We start from the raw sequence: 19,433 nt of genomic DNA on the forward strand, positions 1-19,433 counted from the left end.
TGATGAAAAGGCAGATGTTTATAGTTTCGCAATAGTGTAAGGAAAAATAATAATTGTATTCAAGAGTTCACATTAAAATCCAGGGTATGGGAGACATTGGAACGAGATTTGCCTTGGCAAGGAGTTCCTACTTGGGACCTGGAAAAATTAGTGGTTCACAAAAAAGAGAGACCTGCAATAAACGAGAATTGGCCGCTGAAATTCAAAAGGCTCATCAAGAAGTGTTGGCATCCTGATCCTCAAAAACGTCCAAGTTTTGATTCGATCATAAAGTTTTTGGACGATCCAGATGACAATTCTGTACTCTTAAGTTGTTTTTTTTCCTTCTTTTGTGAGTTTGTCTTTTTCGCTTATCTGAACCTCAAGGTGAGAAAACACGTCGTTTGAATCAATTCAAAAAAAAGACCATATTATCATGTTGTAATTGCTGATTCTCGCTCTCCAAGAGATGGTCGTTTTTTAGAAAAAGTAGGAACTTATAACCCTTTACTTGCTCGTGATGATTCTAATCGTCTTGCTTTACAAAAAGAACGTTTGGAATATTGGCTTAAAGCTGGCGCACAACCAACAGAACGTGTTGCGATGTTTATGGTATCAATTGGATTGATCTCAGCCCCTGCTAAACATGATCAAACAAAGAAACATTTACCAAAAGCTAAGGCCCAGGCTCGTTTGAAAGAAGCAGAAAGTGCAACTAAAGAGCCAACTGAACCAGCAGCGGCATAGTTTGTTAGAGTATTTGATATAAACCAAAGGTAAATAGTTATTGTTGACCGTTCTTTAGTTTTTGTTGGTACAATTATAAAAGTTCATGGTGTCAAAGGTTTGGTAAAAATAAAATGTTTTACGCACAATCCTCAAGATATTGAAAAATATCAACCCTTGTATGATCAAGAGCAAAAACAGATTTTTACTTTTAAAATTAAAAGTATCGTAAATGATATAGTAATTACAGCTATTGATGGCATCAATAACCGTGATCAAGCAATTCTTTTTAAGAACACGAAACTTTATGCTTTAAGAGAAAAATTGCCTTATTTAGTTGATCAAGAGGATTACTATCAAACAGATCTAATTGGACTGTCTGTAATTGATGAAAATGGTCTTTTGTTAGGCAAAATAATAGCTTGTCATAATTTTGGTGCTGGGGATTTTCTTGAAATTAGAGAAAAGAATGGATCAGAAATTATGATACCATTTACCTTAAAAGCAGTACCAGAAATTGATCTTACTTTAAGGCAGATCCGTATAGAATCGTCTTACTGTCTCAATCAAAATTAAATTTAATTGTATAAAAATTATTATGTGGCATGTTCAAGTTTTAACTCTTTTCCCAGAAATGTTTCCAGGGTCTTTGCAATATTCACTTGCAGGTAAGGCCAAAGAAATAGGGATTTGGTCGCTAAAAACCCTTAATATTAGAGATTTTACAGCGGATAAATATAAAACAGTTGATGATACATCCTTTGGTGGTGGCCCAGGTATGGTTATGCGTCCGGATGTTGTTCATGAATCTATGTGTTTAGCGGTCCAAAATAATCCATCAGCAAGAAAAATCTATCTAACTCCCAAAGGATATCCCTTAACCCAAAAAGTTGTAGAAAATTTAGCAAGTAGTTCTGGTATTATTCTTTTATGCGGAAGATATGAGGGTATAGATCAACGTGTTATTGATGCGCATCAAATGGAAGAAATTAGTTTGGGTGATTTTGTTCTTTCTGGGGGTGAACCTGCAGCTCTTGCTTTAATTGACGCATGTGTTAGATTATTGCCTGGTGTTTTAAAGCAAAAGGATACTTTACAAGAAGAGAGTTTTGCGCAAGGATTATTAGAATACCATCATTATACGCGACCTGCTATATGGCAAGAAGTATCAGTACCTGATATCTTGTTATCTGGTGATCATCAGCGTATTAAAGATTGGCGCTTTTCCCAAGCTGAAAAGTTAACACAACAAAGACGACCGGATTTGTGGGCAAAATATCAGCTGGATAAAAAGACACCAAAATAGTAAAAAGCGTGAAAGCGTTTTAGATTAAAATTGAATTATGAAGGAAGCAAAATTATGGTAACTATTAATCAGTTGGATCAAGAGCAAATTGCTAAATTAACAGCAAAAGGCACGCCCCCAAATTTTGCACCTGGTGATACATTGAAGGTCAGTGTGAAAGTTGTTGAAGGTAATCGTGAGCGCGTCCAAGTTTTTGAAGGTGTTTGTATCGCACGACGTAATGCAGGATTGCATTCTTCTTTTACAGTTAGAAAAATTTCTTATGGTGAAGGAGTAGAACGGGTATTTCCACTTTATAGCCCATTTGTTGCCAATATTGAAGTTGTACGTCATGGTGATGTAAGACGTGCTAAACTTTATTATTTAAGAGGATTAACAGGTAAAGCTGCACGTATTGCAGAAAAAGTTGATGTTTATCAAGAGGCAGATACGCAAATTCAAGAGCAAACCCAGCCTGTTGAAAAGAAAAGTAAAACAAGAGCTAAGGCTAAAGCTTCTGCATAAAATTATATTTAGCTTTCGTTAATGAAACCTAAAATAGCAGTTATTGGTGCTGTAAGTTATTATGGCAACCAGCTTTTGTCTGCTTTATCTGAATTTTTTCCTAAAGAAAATATTCATGTTCTTAATACCAATAAAAAATTGGATAAGACGACAATTTCTTACGGTGAAAAAGAAGTCCTAAATATTAACATTCTTGATCAATTTGATTTTAAAAATATTAATATTGTTATTAATCTTGATTTACTTTTAAATCATAGCCAGATTTTACATAAATTAAATCCAGAATGTATCTTGATAGATACAACAGAAAAATTTCGGTTTAATCCTCAAATTCCTCTTATTGTTTCTTATGTAAATTTTAGTTCCTTAAAATTTTCTAAATTACCTAAAATAATTTCTGTTGCATCACCTTTATCAGCTTTAATTTCATTAGCTTTAAAACCTTTGCACGATAATTTTACTGTAAAACGATTTACGGTATCAACATATCAATCTGTTTCTTCCAGTGGCAAAGAAGGGATGGATGAATTATTTAATCAAACACGGTCCCTTTATATTAATCAACCTATGGTTTATGAACATTTTTCTAAACAGATAGCTTTTAATGTTATCCCCTATATAGGAACTTTTTTAGAAGGAGGGGAGACAAGTGAAGAGTGGAATTTAATATGTGAAATAAAAAAAATTATTGATCCCAAAATTAAAGGGACAGTTACGTGTGTAATGGTTCCTGTTTTTGTTGGATATGCAGCAAGTTTAACTATAGAATTTAAAAAGGAAATAGAAATTAATACGGTTCGTAAAATTTTAAAACAATCACCTCTTGTATCTCTTATGGATTATCGCACAGATGAAGGATATGTAACGCCAGCAGAAATTAACGGTGAAGATAGAATATTCATCAGTCGTATTCGTTCAGATATTACCGTAGAAAATGGATTATCATTATGGTTGGCTGGTGATAATTTAAAATGTGGATTTGCTTTTAATATTGTTCATTTAATTCACTATCTTGTAAAATATTTTAACCAATTAGAAAAAAAATGAATAAAGAATATTTTATTTATTTAGCACATTATAATCATTGGGCAAATAATAAGTTATATCAAACATGTGGCGAACTTTCGCTTGAAGAAATTGCCAAGGAAAGACCGGCTTTTTTTAAATCTATTCTGGGAACTTTAAATCATCTTTTCGTAGCAAATAAAATATGGTTAGATCGTTTTTCGGGTCAATTACCAAATTTTAAAAGATTAGACCTTGTTTTATTTAATGATTTTCTTTCATTAAAAAATGCTTGTTATGAACAAGATGATTGTATTTTAAAATTTATGGAAAAATACCAAGATAAAGATTTTTCCCAGAAATTTAATTATAAAAACATGGCAGGTGAATCCAAAGAAATAATTTTAGGCTATGCTATAACCCATTTTTTTAATCATCAAACACATCATCGTGGACAAATTCACAATATGTTGATGGATACACCTATACAGCCACCCGAATTAGATCAAATTTATTTTTATTTTGAAAGATAAATATTAAATATTTCTATATAAATTTTTATATACCCATATACTAGCTGGAGGGAAATTTGTGAAAACTCTTTTTTTTAGCTCAGCTGAGAGATTAAAATCTTTATAAGGTAAGGGGGATGAAAAACTATATGTAAACTGAATAAAGGGTGCGTTATATCCCAAAACCCTGAAACAAGGTTTTATAATTGCCCATTGTTGAAATTGTTTCATGGACATAAAGGGAAGACTTGAAACAATAGCTTGAACTCTGTGATTCTTAAAATCTAAAAGCTCTTCTAGATGTTCAGCACTTCCATTAATAATAAGAAGTTCAGGAAATTTTTTCTTGAGGTAGAGAAAAAAATTATCATCACGCTCTATAATAATTAAACGTTGGGGATCAATTCCACTATCTAATAATGCTTGTGTAATAGCCCCAGTACCTGCACCCAGCTCTATAATTAATCCATCATCTTCATCTGGAATCTGTTCGACAATAGCTTTTGCCAAATCACGGCTACTAGGAAAAATAGCACCAATTTGTAACGGGGAACGTAACCAACTTTTAAAAAAAACACCAAGTTCTTTAAACATTCAACATCTACTTATAATTAATTAGGATAATAAATAAACATTTGGTTAATAGCATTAAAAACCCTATAAAGGGAATGGAATTCATTTTTAAAAACGTCCCATGTTAAATTTTGTTTTTTATTAAGGTTATTATAAATTGTTTCTAGAGAATTTTTTCCGTCAATTAAATTTAAAATTGGTCCACTAAGACGAGGTATAGGAAAAACTATAGGTAAATTATCTAGAGTAATTTGGATATTATCTTTGCCTTTAACTGCTTTTGCTAATTCCAATCCATTACGATGTCGTAAAATAGGTGCAGCTTGATTATCATTAATTTCATTCATAATGGGTGGAAAATTATTTTTATGTGTAATATAGCAGACATGTATTTTCATATTTCCGGCCAGTTCTTCCGCAAGAGCTGCTCGTTCAATATAAGTCAATTTATCTAATTGCTTTAAAAGTGCACCATCAGAAATATAATAGTGGGGATTGTAACGCCATGGTTCAATAAAAGAAATAATTTTTAAATCTGTTTGGTCGATAAGATGTGCTAACTGGTCTGTTGTATAAGCTTGATCCCGATGGTGTAGGAGAAGGTCATAAAGCCCACTATCGCCTGCTTGCAAATGATCCTTGACAATGGTATTTTTGATAAACCAATTTGTTGAAGGAAGCTGTTTTAAGAGACGTTTTGCTAGATCAATTTGTGTTGCCATAGGTTGATCTGCTACCAAACGTTTTAAAGCATTTTGCAATTCATAGACACCGGTTCTGCCAATTAATCCATAAACCATTAACCCTATTCCCCCATATTGTTTAAGGGATTTTTTTAAATGCATTAATATTTCAGCGGGATTGGCAAGATGATGTAGTACCCCACAACAATCGATATAATCAAAAAATCCGAGATTTAATTCAGGTAATTTTTCAAGAGAATTTAAAATGAACTTTATATTAGTTAATTCTCTTATTTCTGCTCTTTTTTTTGCTATATCTAAAGAAGCTTGGGATTGATCAAGATAAATAATTTCTGCAGTTAAATTTCTATCTTTAAGATGTTGTGCAAGCATAATGGTTGCATCACCTGTACCCCCACCTGCGATTAAAATACGTATATCTTTTTGCTGTCCAATTTTACCCCCAAAAATGTAATGGTCTATTTCCAGAATATGGCTAGGGTACCCTTCAATAAGACGATGTTTTTCGTCTTCCGGTTTACGTGGGGGATAGGGATAAGTTTCATAATGTTTCTGGACAGGATCTATAAAAGTTTGCATAATTATATTTACGTTATAATCGTGTTTCCAACCACTTTACCAGCACAGCTTTTAATATGAGGATTAAGAAAATTCTTAAGAGTTATTTTGTCTTCTTCAGAAAAAACACCTAGAAAATTTAAAATATAACCCATTGCTGCTTCTGCAGCGCGTTTGGCACCATCTTCGACTTTAAGTGCTACCCCCAATCCTTTTTCTGGTAAATAGCCACAATAAACACCTTCAGCACCTACTTTGATAATTGCTTTTTTGCCTGTGGTTTTCATAACCTCTGTACAAAATTCCTCAGTTCCACCTGTTAAGACTGGATATTCTGATACAGCTTGGGTAATTCTTTGGATTGCTTTAGCAATTGCGGGTTCCAAATTTCTAGGATTTGCAAATTTAGCCATAGCTTGAGCCATATTATGAAGAGGAATAGTAATAACTGGTATGCCACATCCATCAATTCCATAAGCAAATTGATTACTATTAATGCCACATATTTTTTTTAATGTTTCCAGAACTCTTTGTTGTACAGGGTGATCGATATGAATATAATTTTTTATATCCTCATTAAGATAACGTGCTGTTGTTAAAAAACCGGTATGTTTACCTGAACAATTATTATGTAAAGCTGTTGGTGCTTTATGATTAAGAATTAAATTTTTATAGGCTGCAGATGAAGAAGGTTTATGAATGCCACATTCTAGATCTTCAAGGCGACAGCCTATTTTTGTAAGCCATGCAGTTACTATATTTACATGTTCTTCTTCACCTGAATGAGATGCGCAAGCAAGAGCAATTTCTTTATTAGTTAAATTAAAATGATCTAAAGCCCCAGTTTCAATTAAAGGAATAGCTTGTATAGGTTTAATAGCTGACCTTGGGTAAACAGATTTTTTGTAATCACCCCAGCTTTTAATTATTTTACCTTCAGAGTCACTAATGACAGCATGAACGTGGTGACAACTTTCTGTACTATTTCCTCTGGTTATTTCAACGTTTAAAAATGATGATGATGACAAAATTTAAAATCCAATGTATTTTAATACTAATTTCGACTGTTAGTTTTTTAAAGTTAGTGAAACATAGCGTTTGAAGAAGTAATTTGCAAACAGTTTACAGTTTTAATAATAAATTCTAAATAAAATTCTTATTAAGCTATATAAAATTTTTAATTTATATTAAAATTAAACGTAAAAGACATTTTGAAATTTTAAGAAATAACAATTAAACTAATAAATAATTTTGGTATGATATAGTTATGCGTGGTTATTTTGCTATCGGGGCAGAAAATATAAGTAAATCTATGAATTTAGGGGCACTTTTGCGTACAGCTAATGCCTTTGGTGCTAGTTTTACATTTACTATTGGATCTTCACTAGATTGGCGTTCTATTCAGCAATCAGATACATCTCATGCGGTGGAACATTGTCCTGTCTATAAATGGAAAAGTATTGATGACATGGATTTACCTATAGGTTGTCAGTTGGTTGGGGTTGAATTGGTTGACCGGGCAATTAATTTGCCAAGTTTTCGTCATCCCCAGCGTGCGGCCTATATTTTGGGACCTGAAAAAGGTAATTTATCAGGAGAAATTTTAGCTAAGTGTCATCATATTGTGCGGATACCAACAGATTTTTGTATCAATTTAAGTTTAGCAGGTGCTCTTGTTATGTATGATAGAATGATTAGTTTAGGGCGTTTTGCAGAAAGACCAGTTCGTGCAGGAGGACAACAGATAAGAAAATAAATAAGAAATATAATAGACTTTTAAGGATGATAAATTATTATAGAGTTGGGCTTGAAAAATCTAAATCAATTTAAGCAATATTTTATGAAAGAGGAAGTTGCAATATTATGAAGTATAAAATTATTTTAGGAATGTGGGTTATAACGAATATTTTTTTACATGCAATACAAGGATATGCCCAAGAAACAGATTTAGGAAAATTTGGTAATTGGCAAGCTGTATCATTTATGGAAAATGGTAAAAAAGGTTGTTTTATTCATAGTGACGCCTCTAAAGTAGAAAAAACGGATCCCGCACGTAATAGGGTTTATCTTCTTGTTACTCATCGTCCTGCTGATAATACATTTGATACTGTAAGTTTTGTTGCTGGTTATTCTTATAAAACAGGAAGTGAAGCTTTAATAGAAATTGAAAAAGGAGAAAAATTTAATTTCTTTACCCAAGAGGATAAAGCATGGGCCAAAGATTCAGCGACAGATAAAAAAATTGTACAAGCTATGAAAAAAGCATCTAGCCTATCGATTACGGGAACTAATGATAAAAATGTGAAAACTAAAGATAGTTATTCTTTAAATGGTTTTGGTAAAGCTTATGCTGCTATGAGCAAAGCTTGTAATGTTCAACCTTAAATAGAAACAATGCAACCAATAGAAGCTTATAATTTATCTTTACCGTCTAAATTAGATACAGTTGAAGAAAAAAAACAACTTATTGGATTAAGCCGGCAGGAGCTTATTCAAGAATTATCACTTATTGGTTTGCCAGTTTTTCGTGCAAAGCAATTATGGCATTGGATTTATTATCGGGGTATTACCGATTTTGATCACATGACCACGTTTTCCAAAAGTTTACGAACATTGCTCAATACACATTTTTTAATTAGTCGACCGCAAATATCTTTAAGTCAAGCTTCAACAGATACAACGCGTAAATGGCTTTTACAGTTTTCCGATCACAACGAAATAGAGACAGTCCATATACCTACTGAAAGTAGAGGTACTTTATGCGTTTCTTCTCAGGTTGGATGTACTTTAAATTGCCAATTTTGTCATACAGGAACACAAAAACTGGTTCGTAATTTAACATCTGCTGAAATCGTAAATCAAATAATGGTTGCGCGTGACGAATTAAATGAATGGCCTCCTGCAACAGGAGACCGGGCAATTTCTAATATTGTTATGATGGGTATGGGTGAACCCCTTTATAATTATGAAAATGTTGCTAAAGCATTAAAAATTGTGATGGATCCTGAAGGCATTGCTATTTCTAAAAGAAAAATTACGCTGTCAACAGCGGGTGTTGTGCCTATGATTAGGCAATGCGGACAAGAATTGGGGGTAAATCTTGCAATCTCTTTACATGCTGTACGTGATGATTTACGTAATCAATTGGTTCCTCTTAATAAAAAATATCCTATTGCTGAACTTTTGAAAGCTTGCCAAGATTATCCGTCTTTGAGTAATGCACGAAGAATTACATTTGAATATATTATGTTAAAGGGTATTAATGATACGCCTTCCGATGCAAAAGAGCTTGTCCGTCTTTTAAAAAATATACATGCAAAAATTAATTTAATTCCTTTTAATCCTTGGCCTGGCTCTGGCTTTGAACGATCTACTGATAAATCTATTCAAGAATTTAGTGATATTGTTTTTAAAGCTGGATATGCGGCACCGGTACGAATGCCTAGGGGTGAAGATATAATGGCAGCCTGTGGTCAGCTTAAATCTATGAGTGAACGCCAAAAGAAATTTGGCAATCATAGACATGTTTAATATGGTACATGTTGTAAGAGGTAAAAAATGAAAAACTATATATATTTTCCTAAGACAGAAGGAAATACTTCAAGGCAAGCACACGCTGATGTACCAGAAGGTACGTATGAACGAGAATTAGGTAAAGAAGGTTTTTATGGCCCGGCTACACATATGTATCACAAAAATCCACCGACAGGGTGGATTGATTGGGAAGGACCTTTAAGGCCACGTGCTTTTGATTTAACAAAAATTAATTCTTCTATGTCTTCCCCATGGAATGCGTCCGATATTCTTTATAATAATTCAGTGCGCATGCGGTATTGGACTATTGATAAAAATATGGATCATTTGGCACGTAATGCTGATGGTGATGAATTGTTATTTATTCATCAAGGTGAAGGCCATCTTTATTGTGATTATGGGCACTTATCTATTGCGAAGGGTGATTATATTGTACTGCCACGTGGAACTATGTGGCGGATAGAATGCCAAGAATTAATGTCTATTTTATTAATTGAAGCTACGAATGGGAGTTATCTTTTGCCAGACAAAGGTATGATGGGACCGCATGCAATTTTTGATCCTGCTTTATTAGATACCCCAAGGATTGATGAGTTTTTTTTGGCACAACAGCAAAATATAGGCCAATGGAAAATAAAAATAAAAAGAAGACAAGAAATTTCAACGGTTACTTATCCTTATAATCCTTTGGATGCTGTGGGTTGGAAAGGAGATCTTATTCCTGTCAGGGTTAATGTTTCAAATATTCGCCCATTGATGAGCCATAGATACCACGTGCCACCTTCGGCCCACACAACTTTTGTAGCTAATCGTTTTGTAGTTTGCACATTTGCACCACGACCTTTTGAAACGGATCCTGGTGCTTTAAAAGTACCATTTTTTCATAATAATGATGATTATGATGAAGTTCTTTTTTATCATGCGGGAGATTTTTTTAGCCGTGATAATATTCATCCTGGTATGGTTACATTCCATCCATGTGGATTTACCCATGGACCTCATCCTAAAGCATTACAAAATATGTTTACGCCAAAGAAGCAAACAACAGACGAATATGCGGTTATGATTGATGCACGAGATGCCTTAGAGGTAGGAAATACTGCGTCCCAAATAGAATGGAATGGTTACGTACAAAGTTGGAGCAACAGTGTAAAAAAATGAAATTAGCCAGTTATAAAAATAATACTCGTGATGGTAGACTTATGATTGTAAGCCGTGATTTGTATTATACAATTGAAGCTCCTATTCAAACTTTGCAGATGGCACTTGATGATTGGAAAAACAATCAACCTATTCTTGATAATCTATATAACCAACTTAATAAAGGTTTATTAAACGATAGAAAAAAATTTGATTCTAATTTATGTACATCTCCTTTACCTAGGGCATATCAATGGATAGATGGGTCGGCTTATGTTAATCATGTGGAGCTTGTGCGTAAGGCTCGTGGTGCCGAAATGCCTGCAAGTTTTTGGACAGATCCTTTGATGTATCAAGGTGGATCGGATAGTTTTCTTGGCCCTTGTGATCCTATTAGTCTTGCTGATGAAAATTGGGGAATTGATTTTGAATCAGAAGTTGCGGTCATTACAGATGATGTTCCAATGGGAATAAATTCAGTTAAAGCAGGTCAACACATTAAATTATTGATGTTAGTTAATGATGTGTCTTTACGTAATTTGATACCAAATGAGTTGGCGAAAGGATTTGGTTTTTTTCAGAGCAAACCTTCGACAGCATTTTCTCCAGTAGCCATAACAATTGATGAATTATCGAATGCTTGGAATGATTTCAAGGTATCTTTACCTTTGTTGACGTATTTAAATGATAAAATTTTTGGTTGGCCAAATGCTGGGATTGATATGACATTTAATTTTGCTGATCTTATTACACATGCAGCAAAAACAAGACCTTTAATAGCAGGGACAATTATAGGTTCTGGAACAGTATCTAATAAGGATTATGATTGTGGTTCTTCATGTCTCGCAGAAAAAAGAATGTTAGAAATAATTGAAACAGGTAAACCAATTACACCTTTTTTAAAATTTGGTGATCAGATAAAAATTGAAATGCTAGATCATAATAATATTAATCTTTTTGGAACGATTCACCAAAAGGTGGTACCTTATACTTACCATGATTGATTGTTAAAAAATATGTCAAATTATTTAATCCAGAATCTGCGTCTTGGAACTGGATTGGTTATATTTTTTTATTTAATAAGTCATTTTTTAAATCACACATTAGGACTTTTTTCTCTAGATGCTATGGAAGCTGGTAGAGTGATTTTTATCACTTTTTGGCGGAATCCAATTATAACTACGATCTTGTATGGTTCTTTTTTTATACACGCAGTTCTTGCTTTATGGTCTCTTTATCGACGTAATACTTTACGTATGCCTCTGTGGGAAATAATCCAATTGGGAACAGGATTATTTATACCTCCCTTACTTCTTATCCATATATTAGCAACTAGGGTTGCACATCAAATTTTTGGGTTACAAGATCTTTACAGTTATGTTTTGATGTCTCTTTGGGTTTGGGAACCATGGATTGGAGTTCAACAAATTGTTGTGATGATTACTGCGTGGATTCATGGATGTATAGGCATTCACTTTTGGCTTAGAATGAAAAGTTTCTATTCTAATATATCTAAATTTTTTTATAGTTTGGCCCTTCTGCTCCCAATTTTTTCATTGTTGGGGTTTATTACAGCAGGGCGTGAAGTTGAAAGATTAATGCAAAATCCGGACTGGTTTGGGGCACAGGCTGTTCTTATAAAATTACCAACAGCTGAGCAAATTTCTATAATTCATAACTTTTTTGTTCGTGGACAGATAGGTTTTGTAAGTTTAGTTATTCTTGTTTTAGTAGCAAGATTGTGCCGTTTTTTAATTTTAAGACAAAATTATATTACAATTACTTACCCAGATGACCGTAAAGCTGTTATCCAAAAGGGGATGAGTATTCTTGAAGCAAGTAGATTACATAATATTCCTCATGCTTCAATATGTGGGGGACGTGGTCGTTGCTCAACATGCCGGGTACAAATTCTGTCACCTTTAGAAAATATTCCCCCACCTTCTTTAGAAGAGCAGAAAGTATTAAATCGTATAAAAGCTGGTCCAAATGTTAGGTTGGCTTGCCAAATTAAACCAATAGAAAATGTAAGTGTCATACCTCTTTTACCTCCTACAATTATGCCAAAGGATAGTTATAAAAAAGCATATCTGCATGGACGTGAAGAAGAAATAGCTGTGCTTTTTGCTGATTTAAGAGCTTTTACAAAATTATCAGAACATAAATTACCTTATGATATTGTTTTTTTACTTAATAAATATTTCAGAGCGATGGGGACTGCAATAGAACAAGCGGGTGGGCATGTTGATAAATTTATAGGAGATGGAGTAATGGCCCTATTTGGTATTGGTCAAACACCGCAAATTGCCTCAAAACAAGCGATTGAAGCTGCAAAACAAATGGTAAAAAATTTAGAATCTCTTAATGAGTCTTTAGCCCATGATTTACCAGAACCCTTACGTATTGGTATTGGAATTCATATTGGGCCGGTTGTTATTGGTGAAATGGGGCATGCTCATGCAGTATCAACAACAGCGATTGGTGATACAGTTAACACAGCTAGTCGTCTTGAAGGTTTAACAAAAGATTTTTCTTGTCAATTAATTTTATCGGAAAATATGGTTCATTATTCAACATTAGATACAAGTCAGCTTCAATCTCATACCTTACAAATTAGAGGAAAACAGGATCCTTTAATTGTCTTTATTGTTTCTGATATTCATGAATTAGATTCAAAAATTATTAAAAATTAAATTAAATTAAAAAAAACACTTTTTTTTATTAAAGAATTACTTAGTATAAATATAAAACGATTTATTTCATCATAATTCCCTTTCACAATTTATATGAGATTGGATATGTTACGGCGAACCGAAAAATTAAAAACAGAACTTATTGAAGATATTATTAACGCAGGATATGCAAAAATTGAACGCGCAAAAATGCAAGAGATCGAATTTTTTATTCGTTCTTTTTATTCAAATATAGCTGCAGATGATATTTTAGAAGAAAGAGCAGAAACTCTTTTTATGGCAGCTTTATCTTTATGGGAATTCGGAGAACAAAGATCTACACATAAACCAAAAATAAGAGCTTATTCTCCTAATTATGAAAAAGATGGTTGGGATGCGCCTTATTCTGTGATTGAAATTGTCAATGATGATATGCCGTTTCTAGTGGATTCTGTTACAGCCGCTCTTAATCGTGAATCTATAAATATTAATCTTGTCATTCATCCGGTTGTATCTCTTTATCGTGACAATAATATTCGTAAGATTAAAGGTAATAATACAATTGTTGAATCTTATATGCAAATAAGGATTAGTGAGCAAAATTTACCAGAAAAATTAAAAGCGATTGAAACGTTGCTTGAAAAGATTTTATGGGATGTACGAAGGGCCGTGGAAGATTGGCAAAATATGCGTCACAAGAATAAAGAATGCCGTGAAGAAATAGAGAAATATTGTAAAAATTTATCTTCGCAAGATAGTCAAGAGGTGAATAATTTTTTAATGTGGCTTGATGAAAATCATTTTACTTATTTAGGGTATCGTGATTATCAATGTCAAGACGCCAAGACAAAAGTTCATGTTAATTTAAAAAGTGGTCTTGGTATTTTGCGCGACCCACTTTTTCCTATTTACAAGAATCAATATCAGAATCCTGAAGAAACCTTAGAGGCTACATTTTTAATCAATAGCTCAGAATTTTTGCTAGTTACAAAAGCAGATATAAGAGCAACAGTTCATAGGTCAAGTTATCTTGATGTTATTAGTATCAAAAAAGTTGATTCAAATGGACATATAATTGGGCTTAGACAGTTTGTTGGTCTCTTTACGTCAGTAGCATACAATCAAAATTCTAAACTTATTCCTTTTTTAAGAAGTAAAGTTAACTATGTTTTGAAACGTGCTAATTTTGCATCGAATAGTCATGATGGTAAAGCTTTATTGCATATTTTGGAAACTTATCCACGAGATGAACTTTTTCAAGCATCCCAAGATGAGCTTTATGATATTGCAATGGGAATTCTGTATCTCCAGGAACGCCAAAGAATTGCACTATTTGTCAGGCGGGATTTATTAGATCGATTTGCATCTTGCTTTGTTTATGTTCCACGTGACCGATATGATCTTTATCTTGCGCAACGTGTTCAGGATATATTAGTTAGTGCTTTTGGTGGCCATGTAGTTGCTTTTTATACACATATGACGGAGTCAACTTTATGTCGTATCCATATTATTGTTACTTTGTCTGATGATAAAAAAGAAATTGATTTGGATGATGTTGAGAAGAAATTAATTGAAGCGGGCCGTTCATGGGTGGATCGATTGAAAAACGTCCTTATTGAAAGCTATGGGGATATAAAAGCTTCATCTTATATTGAACAATTCAGTAATTCTTTTCCCACGAGTTATAAAGAAAAATTTACGGCGCAAACAGCAATTGTTGATATTGCCTATATGGAAATTGCTATTAAAGATAATGATATTGCCCTTAACCTTTATAAATCTATGGAAGCAGGTGAAAATTATTTAGGATTAAAACTTTATAATGCTGGGACGCAAATCGTCCTATCTGATGTGCTTCCTATGCTTGAAAACATGGGGTTAAAAATTGAAAGTGAATTATTTTATGAAATTTCACCCCAAGGATTAGGTAAAAAAGTTTGGGTTCATGATTTTGTAGTTAATTCTTCAGCAATTAAAGATTTAGATATTCGTAAAGTTAGAGAAATTTTTCACGAAGCTTTTAAAAAAGTATGGTCTGAAGAAATGGAGAATGATGGATTTAATCGTCTTACTCTGTCTGCAAGACTTAATTGGCGTCAAGTGACAATGTTGCGTGCTTATTGCAAATATTTACGACAAATTACTATACCCTTTAGCCAATCTTATATGGAAGAAACACTTGCAGGTTATAGTGCTTTAACAATTAAGTTAGTAGAGTTATTTGAATCGCTTTTTGATCCGCAAAAACAAGATTTACGGACAAAACTTTTACCAGAAGATATTAAAAATCAAATTGTTAAACAGTTAGATACAGTTTCAAATTTGGATCAAGATCGGATATTAAGGCGTTATCTTAATGTTATTAATGCAACTTTAAGAACAAATTATTATCAAAAAACGTCAGATGGTTATTATAAATCATATGTATCTTTTAAACTTAATTCGTCTGCAATCGATGAATTACCATTACCCCATCCAATGGTAGAAGTTTTTGTCTATAGTCCAAGAGTTGAAGCAATTCATTTGCGTGGTGGAAAAGTAGCACGCGGAGGGGTGAGATGGTCGGATAGACGGGAAGATTTCCGTACAGAAATATTAGGTTTAATGAAAGCACAAATGGTTAAAAACTCTGTTATTGTGCCCGTAGGATCTAAAGGGGGGTTTATTGTAAAAAAACCACCTCTTACTAATGATCGTAATGCCTATATAGCTGAAGGAATTGAATGCTACAAAATTATGGTACGTGGTCTTTTGGATATCACAGATAACCTATCCGCAGAAAAAGTACACCCCCCAGTGCAGGTCATAAGGCATGATGATGATGATCCTTATTTGGTTGTTGCGGCAGATAAAGGTACCGCAACTTTTTCTGATATTGCAAACAGCTTATCACGAAATTATGGATTTTGGCTTGATGATGCTTTTGCTTCAGGTGGTTCTGCAGGCTATGATCATAAAAAAATGGGTATTACGGCCAAGGGTGTTTGGGAAACAGTCAAACGCCATTTTCGTGAGATGGGCCGTGATATTCAAAGTCAAGATTTTACATGTATTGGTGTAGGTGATATGTCCGGCGATGTTTTTGGGAATGGTATGCTTCTTTCAAAACATACAAGATTATTAGCAGCTTTTAATCATTTGCATATTTTTATCGATCCTAATCCGGATGCAGAAAAAAGTTGGAAGGAACGGGAAAGGTTATTTAATTTGCCTGGTTCCAGTTGGACGGATTATCAACAAGATCTTATTTCTGCAGGTGGGGGTATTTTTGATCGAAAAGCAAAATCAATAAAACTTACACCAGAAATTAAACTTTTTTTAGGAGTTGATGTTGATCAACTAACACCTAATGCTATTATTAAAATTTTATTGTGCCATTCTGTCGATTTATTATTTTTTGGGGGTATTGGAACATATATTAAAGCTAGCTCAGAAACACATGGAGAAGTTGGAGATAAAGCAAATGATTTTGTACGTGTGGATAGTTTGAATCTTCAATGTAAAGTGATTGGGGAAGGTGCAAATTTAGGTATCACACAAAATGGACGTATAGAATTTGCTCTTAAGGGAGGTAAAATTAATACGGATGCTTTGGATAATTCAGCAGGTGTAGATTGTTCAGATCATGAAGTAAATATTAAAATACTTTTAAATAAAATTGTACGGTCTGGTCAAATGACTCTTGAACAACGAGATCATTTGTTAGCTAGTATGACGGATGAAGTAGCACAACTTGTTTTAAGAGATAATTATTTGCAGAGCCAAGCTTTAAGTATTGTGCATTCATTAGGTTATCATCAATTAGATCAACAATCTCGTTTTATTAAAAATCTTGAAAAGCTAGGTAAACTTGATAGAGCTTTAGAATTTTTGCCAAGTGATGAGGTTATTAAACAACGTAGAGCCAATCAACAAGGTTTAACACGCCCTGAATTAGCTGTGTTATTGGCTTATGCAAAGATGACACTTTATGCTGAACTTTTACCCTCAGATTTGCCAGATGAACCCCAATTAACAGAAGATTTAATTAATTATTTTCCAAAAGTTTTGGGTGATCTTTATGATAAAGAGATTATGCAACATCAATTGAAGCGTGAAATTATTGCAACGGCTGTTACCAATAGTTTAGTTAATAGAGTAGGCCCCACTTTTGTTTTTGTTATGAATGAAAGAACTGGGATGTCAGCCCCTGATATTGCACGGGCTTATGCTATGACGAGAACGGTGTTTGAATTACGAAAATTATGGGCATCGATAGAAAGTTTGGATAATAAAATTGAAACAAGTAAACAAATTGAGATGTTTAATACCATTAATGTTTTGGCAGAAACTGCAACAATATGGTTTTTAAAACATGAATTGCATTCTTTAGATGTAACAGAACATATTGCAAGTTATGGTGTAGGTGTAAAATATTTATCTTCTCATCTGATGGAACTATTGCAAGAAAAAGATAAACAATTACTTTTAGAAAAAATAGAACAAGCTAGTTCTTATGGAATATCAGATGAATTGAATTATTCTATTCAATCTTTAGCGTTTTTAGCACCATCTTTAGATATCGTAAGAATTAGCCAAATTACATCAAAACCTGTGCATTTGGTTGCAAAAATATATTTTCTTATGGGCGAATATTTTTCATTAGATTGGTTACGTCAAGCCGCAGACAATATAAATAAAGATAATCATTGGGACCGTATGGCAGTTACAGCTATTCTTGATGATTTTAATAGTCATCAAAATGAATTAACAATTGCTTTTTTAAATCGAAATTTAGATCTTAATAAAGAGGACATGCTCCAAGCTATAAAAGATTGGGTGCAAAGTTCCCAATCTTTTATTATACGGACAGAAAATTTATTATCTGAAATGCGGCAGGCAAAAACCCCATTTGATCTTGCGAGATTAGCTGTTGCGAATAGACAAATTAGAAGTTTTATTGAAAACCATATTCATATGCGCCATGAATAAAAAATCTGTTATTGCTTGGTGTCTTTATGATTGGGCGAATTCGGCTTTTCCTACGATTGTAAGTACATTTATTTTTAGTACATATTTTATGCAAGCTGTTGTTCAAAATACCGAACAAGGCACAGCTTTATGGGGTAACGCAATGAGCCTTATAGGATTAATCATTGCCTTTATTAGTCCAGTTATTGGTGCTATTGCGGATCAGAGTGGGCGTCATAAAGTATGGCTTTTTTTCTTTAGTTTTTTATGTATTTTAGCAACTGGTGGTTTATGGTTCGTCCGACCTAATCCCAATGATATAAATTTGGCATTGATTTTAGTAAGTCTTGCAACAATTGGTTTTGAAATGGCAACAGTTTTTTATAATGCTATGTTGCTTGATTTGGTACCTAAAACTCATGTGGGTAGATTGTCAGGTTGGGGATGGGGATGTGGTTATTTTGGTGGTCTTGTTTGTCTTCTTATTGCTTTGTTTTTGTTCGTAATGCCTGATCCATCTATTTTGCCATTAGATAAAAATGCATCAGAACATATCAGAGCAACTTTTTTATTATGTATGATATGGTTTGCAGTTTTTTCGCTTCCTATTTTTTTATGGGTTCATGAAAAAAAGAATAAAAAAACATGGAATATGAAAGTAGTTTTTCAAGGATTGCGAACATTAAAAAATACACTTTATAAATTAGCTCATTATAAAGATATAGCTCGTTTTTTATTAGCAAAAATGATTTATATTGATGGGATAAATACACTCTTTACTTTTGGGGGTATTTTTGCCGCAGGAAGCTTTGGTATGTCCCAGGAAGAAGTATTAATTTTTGGTATTTTATTAAATGTTACTGCTGGATTAGGGTCATTAATTTTTTCTTGGATTGATGATTTTTTTGGTGCTAAAAGTACAATATTATTTTCTCTGTTTATGATACTTATTATAGGTTTTATATTACTTTTGGTACACGAAAAAGTGTGGTTCTATATCTTGGCCTTAAGTTTAGGGGTTTTTTTAGGCCCAGTTCAATCTGCTAGTCGGTCTTTTATGTTGCGCATCGTTCCATCAGAACTTGTTACAGAATTTTTTGGTCTTTATGCATTGGCAGGTAAAATTACATCTTTTCTTGGACCGGCAATTTTAGCTTGGGTTACCTATATGTATCAAAGCCAAAGAATGGGTATGGGGACAATACTTTTATTCTTTGTTTTGGGTATTATCCTTTTATTCCTTGTTAAGGAACCTTCTGCGTCCGATTAA

General features: G+C 33.3%; 18 protein-coding genes. 15 read left to right on the forward strand and 3 right to left on the reverse strand.

Annotated features, from left to right (window positions below):
- Window positions 1-96: 96 nt before the first annotated feature.
- Genes K1X44_04120 through K1X44_04150 form a run of 7 tightly spaced genes read left to right on the forward strand, consistent with a single transcriptional unit; the run spans window position 97 to window position 4,053 of the window.
- Window positions 97-387, forward strand: a complete 291-nt coding sequence (locus K1X44_04120) for a protein kinase (protein MBX7146479.1) — start codon at window positions 97-99, stop codon at window positions 385-387.
- Window positions 388-726: a 30S ribosomal protein S16 gene (rpsP, locus tag K1X44_04125; protein ID MBX7146480.1), complete on the forward strand. Its 339-nt coding sequence runs from the start codon at window positions 388-390 to the stop codon at window positions 724-726.
- Between the two features lie 33 nt (window positions 727-759).
- Window positions 760-1,281 carry a ribosome maturation factor RimM gene (rimM, locus tag K1X44_04130; GenBank protein ID MBX7146481.1) on the forward strand — a complete coding sequence of 174 codons (522 nt, stop codon included), beginning with the start codon at window positions 760-762 and terminating at the stop codon, window positions 1,279-1,281.
- A 22-nt stretch (window positions 1,282-1,303) separates the two neighbouring features.
- Window positions 1,304-2,011 (forward strand): tRNA (guanosine(37)-N1)-methyltransferase TrmD, encoded by a 708-nt coding sequence (trmD, locus tag K1X44_04135; GenBank protein MBX7146482.1) that lies wholly within the window; start codon window positions 1,304-1,306, stop codon window positions 2,009-2,011.
- Window positions 2,012-2,065: 54 nt separating this feature from the next.
- Entirely contained in the window at window positions 2,066-2,515 is a 450-nt protein-coding gene (gene rplS, locus K1X44_04140; GenBank protein ID MBX7146483.1) for a 50S ribosomal protein L19, read from the forward strand.
- A gap of 21 nt (window positions 2,516-2,536) precedes the next feature.
- The gene (locus K1X44_04145) at window positions 2,537-3,562 is read left to right on the forward strand and encodes an aspartate-semialdehyde dehydrogenase (GenBank protein ID MBX7146484.1); all 1,026 of its coding nucleotides are present in this window, start codon (window positions 2,537-2,539) and stop codon (window positions 3,560-3,562) included.
- On the forward strand, window positions 3,559-4,053 hold the full coding sequence (locus tag K1X44_04150) for a DinB family protein (protein MBX7146485.1): 495 nt from the start codon (window positions 3,559-3,561) through the stop codon (window positions 4,051-4,053). Before K1X44_04145 ends, K1X44_04150 begins: the two co-directional genes overlap by 4 nt.
- A gap of 3 nt (window positions 4,054-4,056) precedes the next feature.
- Here the strand turns inward: K1X44_04150 and K1X44_04155 are convergent, their stop codons facing one another.
- From K1X44_04155 to K1X44_04165, 3 genes are read right to left on the reverse strand one after another with little or no spacing between them, the layout of a single operon-like run.
- A complete protein-coding gene (locus tag K1X44_04155) occupies window positions 4,057-4,626 on the reverse strand; it encodes a methyltransferase (protein MBX7146486.1) in 570 nt (189 codons plus the stop codon).
- Between the two features lie 17 nt (window positions 4,627-4,643).
- Window positions 4,644-5,888, reverse strand: a complete 1,245-nt coding sequence (locus K1X44_04160) for a methyltransferase domain-containing protein (protein ID MBX7146487.1) — start codon at window positions 5,886-5,888, stop codon at window positions 4,644-4,646.
- Between the two features lie 8 nt (window positions 5,889-5,896).
- Window positions 5,897-6,895, reverse strand: a complete 999-nt coding sequence (locus K1X44_04165; protein MBX7146488.1) for an asparaginase — start codon at window positions 6,893-6,895, stop codon at window positions 5,897-5,899.
- Window positions 6,896-7,134: 239 nt separating this feature from the next.
- On the opposite strand from K1X44_04165, the gene K1X44_04170 reads away from it, so the two are divergent.
- From K1X44_04170 to K1X44_04205, 8 genes are all read left to right on the forward strand, one after another.
- Complete coding sequence (locus K1X44_04170) at window positions 7,135-7,623, forward strand: RNA methyltransferase (GenBank protein MBX7146489.1); 489 nt, start codon at window positions 7,135-7,137, stop codon at window positions 7,621-7,623.
- Between the two features lie 107 nt (window positions 7,624-7,730).
- Entirely contained in the window at window positions 7,731-8,252 is a 522-nt protein-coding gene (locus K1X44_04175) for an invasion associated locus B family protein (protein ID MBX7146490.1), read from the forward strand.
- A gap of 9 nt (window positions 8,253-8,261) precedes the next feature.
- Complete coding sequence (gene rlmN / locus K1X44_04180; protein ID MBX7146491.1) at window positions 8,262-9,398, forward strand: 23S rRNA (adenine(2503)-C(2))-methyltransferase RlmN; 1,137 nt, start codon at window positions 8,262-8,264, stop codon at window positions 9,396-9,398.
- Window positions 9,399-9,425: 27 nt separating this feature from the next.
- Window positions 9,426-10,562, forward strand: coding sequence for a homogentisate 1,2-dioxygenase (locus K1X44_04185; GenBank protein MBX7146492.1), 1,137 nt, complete (start codon window positions 9,426-9,428; stop codon window positions 10,560-10,562).
- The gene (locus tag K1X44_04190; GenBank protein MBX7146493.1) at window positions 10,559-11,545 is read left to right on the forward strand and encodes a fumarylacetoacetate hydrolase family protein; all 987 of its coding nucleotides are present in this window, start codon (window positions 10,559-10,561) and stop codon (window positions 11,543-11,545) included. The genes K1X44_04185 and K1X44_04190 overlap by 4 nt, the downstream gene beginning before the upstream one ends.
- Before the next feature lie 12 nt (window positions 11,546-11,557).
- Window positions 11,558-13,234, forward strand: a complete 1,677-nt coding sequence (locus K1X44_04195; protein ID MBX7146494.1) for an adenylate/guanylate cyclase domain-containing protein — start codon at window positions 11,558-11,560, stop codon at window positions 13,232-13,234.
- A 105-nt stretch (window positions 13,235-13,339) separates the two neighbouring features.
- On the forward strand, window positions 13,340-18,184 hold the full coding sequence (locus tag K1X44_04200) for an NAD-glutamate dehydrogenase (GenBank protein ID MBX7146495.1): 4,845 nt from the start codon (window positions 13,340-13,342) through the stop codon (window positions 18,182-18,184).
- Window positions 18,177-19,433, forward strand: coding sequence for an MFS transporter (locus K1X44_04205; GenBank protein ID MBX7146496.1), 1,257 nt, complete (start codon window positions 18,177-18,179; stop codon window positions 19,431-19,433). Before K1X44_04200 ends, K1X44_04205 begins: the two co-directional genes overlap by 8 nt.

The organism is Alphaproteobacteria bacterium (genome assembly GCA_019695395.1).
In the GTDB taxonomy this organism is placed as follows: domain Bacteria; phylum Pseudomonadota; class Alphaproteobacteria; order JAEUKQ01; family JAIBAD01; genus JAIBAD01.

What these genes read in the sequence shown, in the direction of transcription:
- K1X44_04170 (MBX7146489.1), top strand. Translation starts at nt 7,135, where the DNA reads ATGCGTGGTTATTTTGCTATCGGGGCAGAAAATATAAGTAAATCTATG.
- K1X44_04155 (MBX7146486.1), bottom strand. Translation starts at nt 4,626, where the DNA reads ATGTTTAAAGAACTTGGTGTTTTTTTTAAAAGTTGGTTACGTTCCCCG.
- K1X44_04145 (MBX7146484.1), top strand. Translation starts at nt 2,537, where the DNA reads ATGAAACCTAAAATAGCAGTTATTGGTGCTGTAAGTTATTATGGCAAC.
- rplS (MBX7146483.1), top strand. Translation starts at nt 2,066, where the DNA reads ATGGTAACTATTAATCAGTTGGATCAAGAGCAAATTGCTAAATTAACA.
- K1X44_04190 (MBX7146493.1), top strand. Translation starts at nt 10,559, where the DNA reads ATGAAATTAGCCAGTTATAAAAATAATACTCGTGATGGTAGACTTATG.
- rlmN (MBX7146491.1), top strand. Translation starts at nt 8,262, where the DNA reads ATGCAACCAATAGAAGCTTATAATTTATCTTTACCGTCTAAATTAGAT.
- K1X44_04185 (MBX7146492.1), top strand. Translation starts at nt 9,426, where the DNA reads ATGAAAAACTATATATATTTTCCTAAGACAGAAGGAAATACTTCAAGG.
- K1X44_04150 (MBX7146485.1), top strand. Translation starts at nt 3,559, where the DNA reads ATGAATAAAGAATATTTTATTTATTTAGCACATTATAATCATTGGGCA.
- K1X44_04200 (MBX7146495.1), top strand. Translation starts at nt 13,340, where the DNA reads ATGTTACGGCGAACCGAAAAATTAAAAACAGAACTTATTGAAGATATT.
- K1X44_04175 (MBX7146490.1), top strand. Translation starts at nt 7,731, where the DNA reads ATGAAGTATAAAATTATTTTAGGAATGTGGGTTATAACGAATATTTTT.
- K1X44_04195 (MBX7146494.1), top strand. Translation starts at nt 11,558, where the DNA reads ATGTCAAATTATTTAATCCAGAATCTGCGTCTTGGAACTGGATTGGTT.
- K1X44_04160 (MBX7146487.1), bottom strand. Translation starts at nt 5,888, where the DNA reads ATGCAAACTTTTATAGATCCTGTCCAGAAACATTATGAAACTTATCCC.
- K1X44_04205 (MBX7146496.1), top strand. Translation starts at nt 18,177, where the DNA reads ATGAATAAAAAATCTGTTATTGCTTGGTGTCTTTATGATTGGGCGAAT.
- trmD (MBX7146482.1), top strand. Translation starts at nt 1,304, where the DNA reads ATGTGGCATGTTCAAGTTTTAACTCTTTTCCCAGAAATGTTTCCAGGG.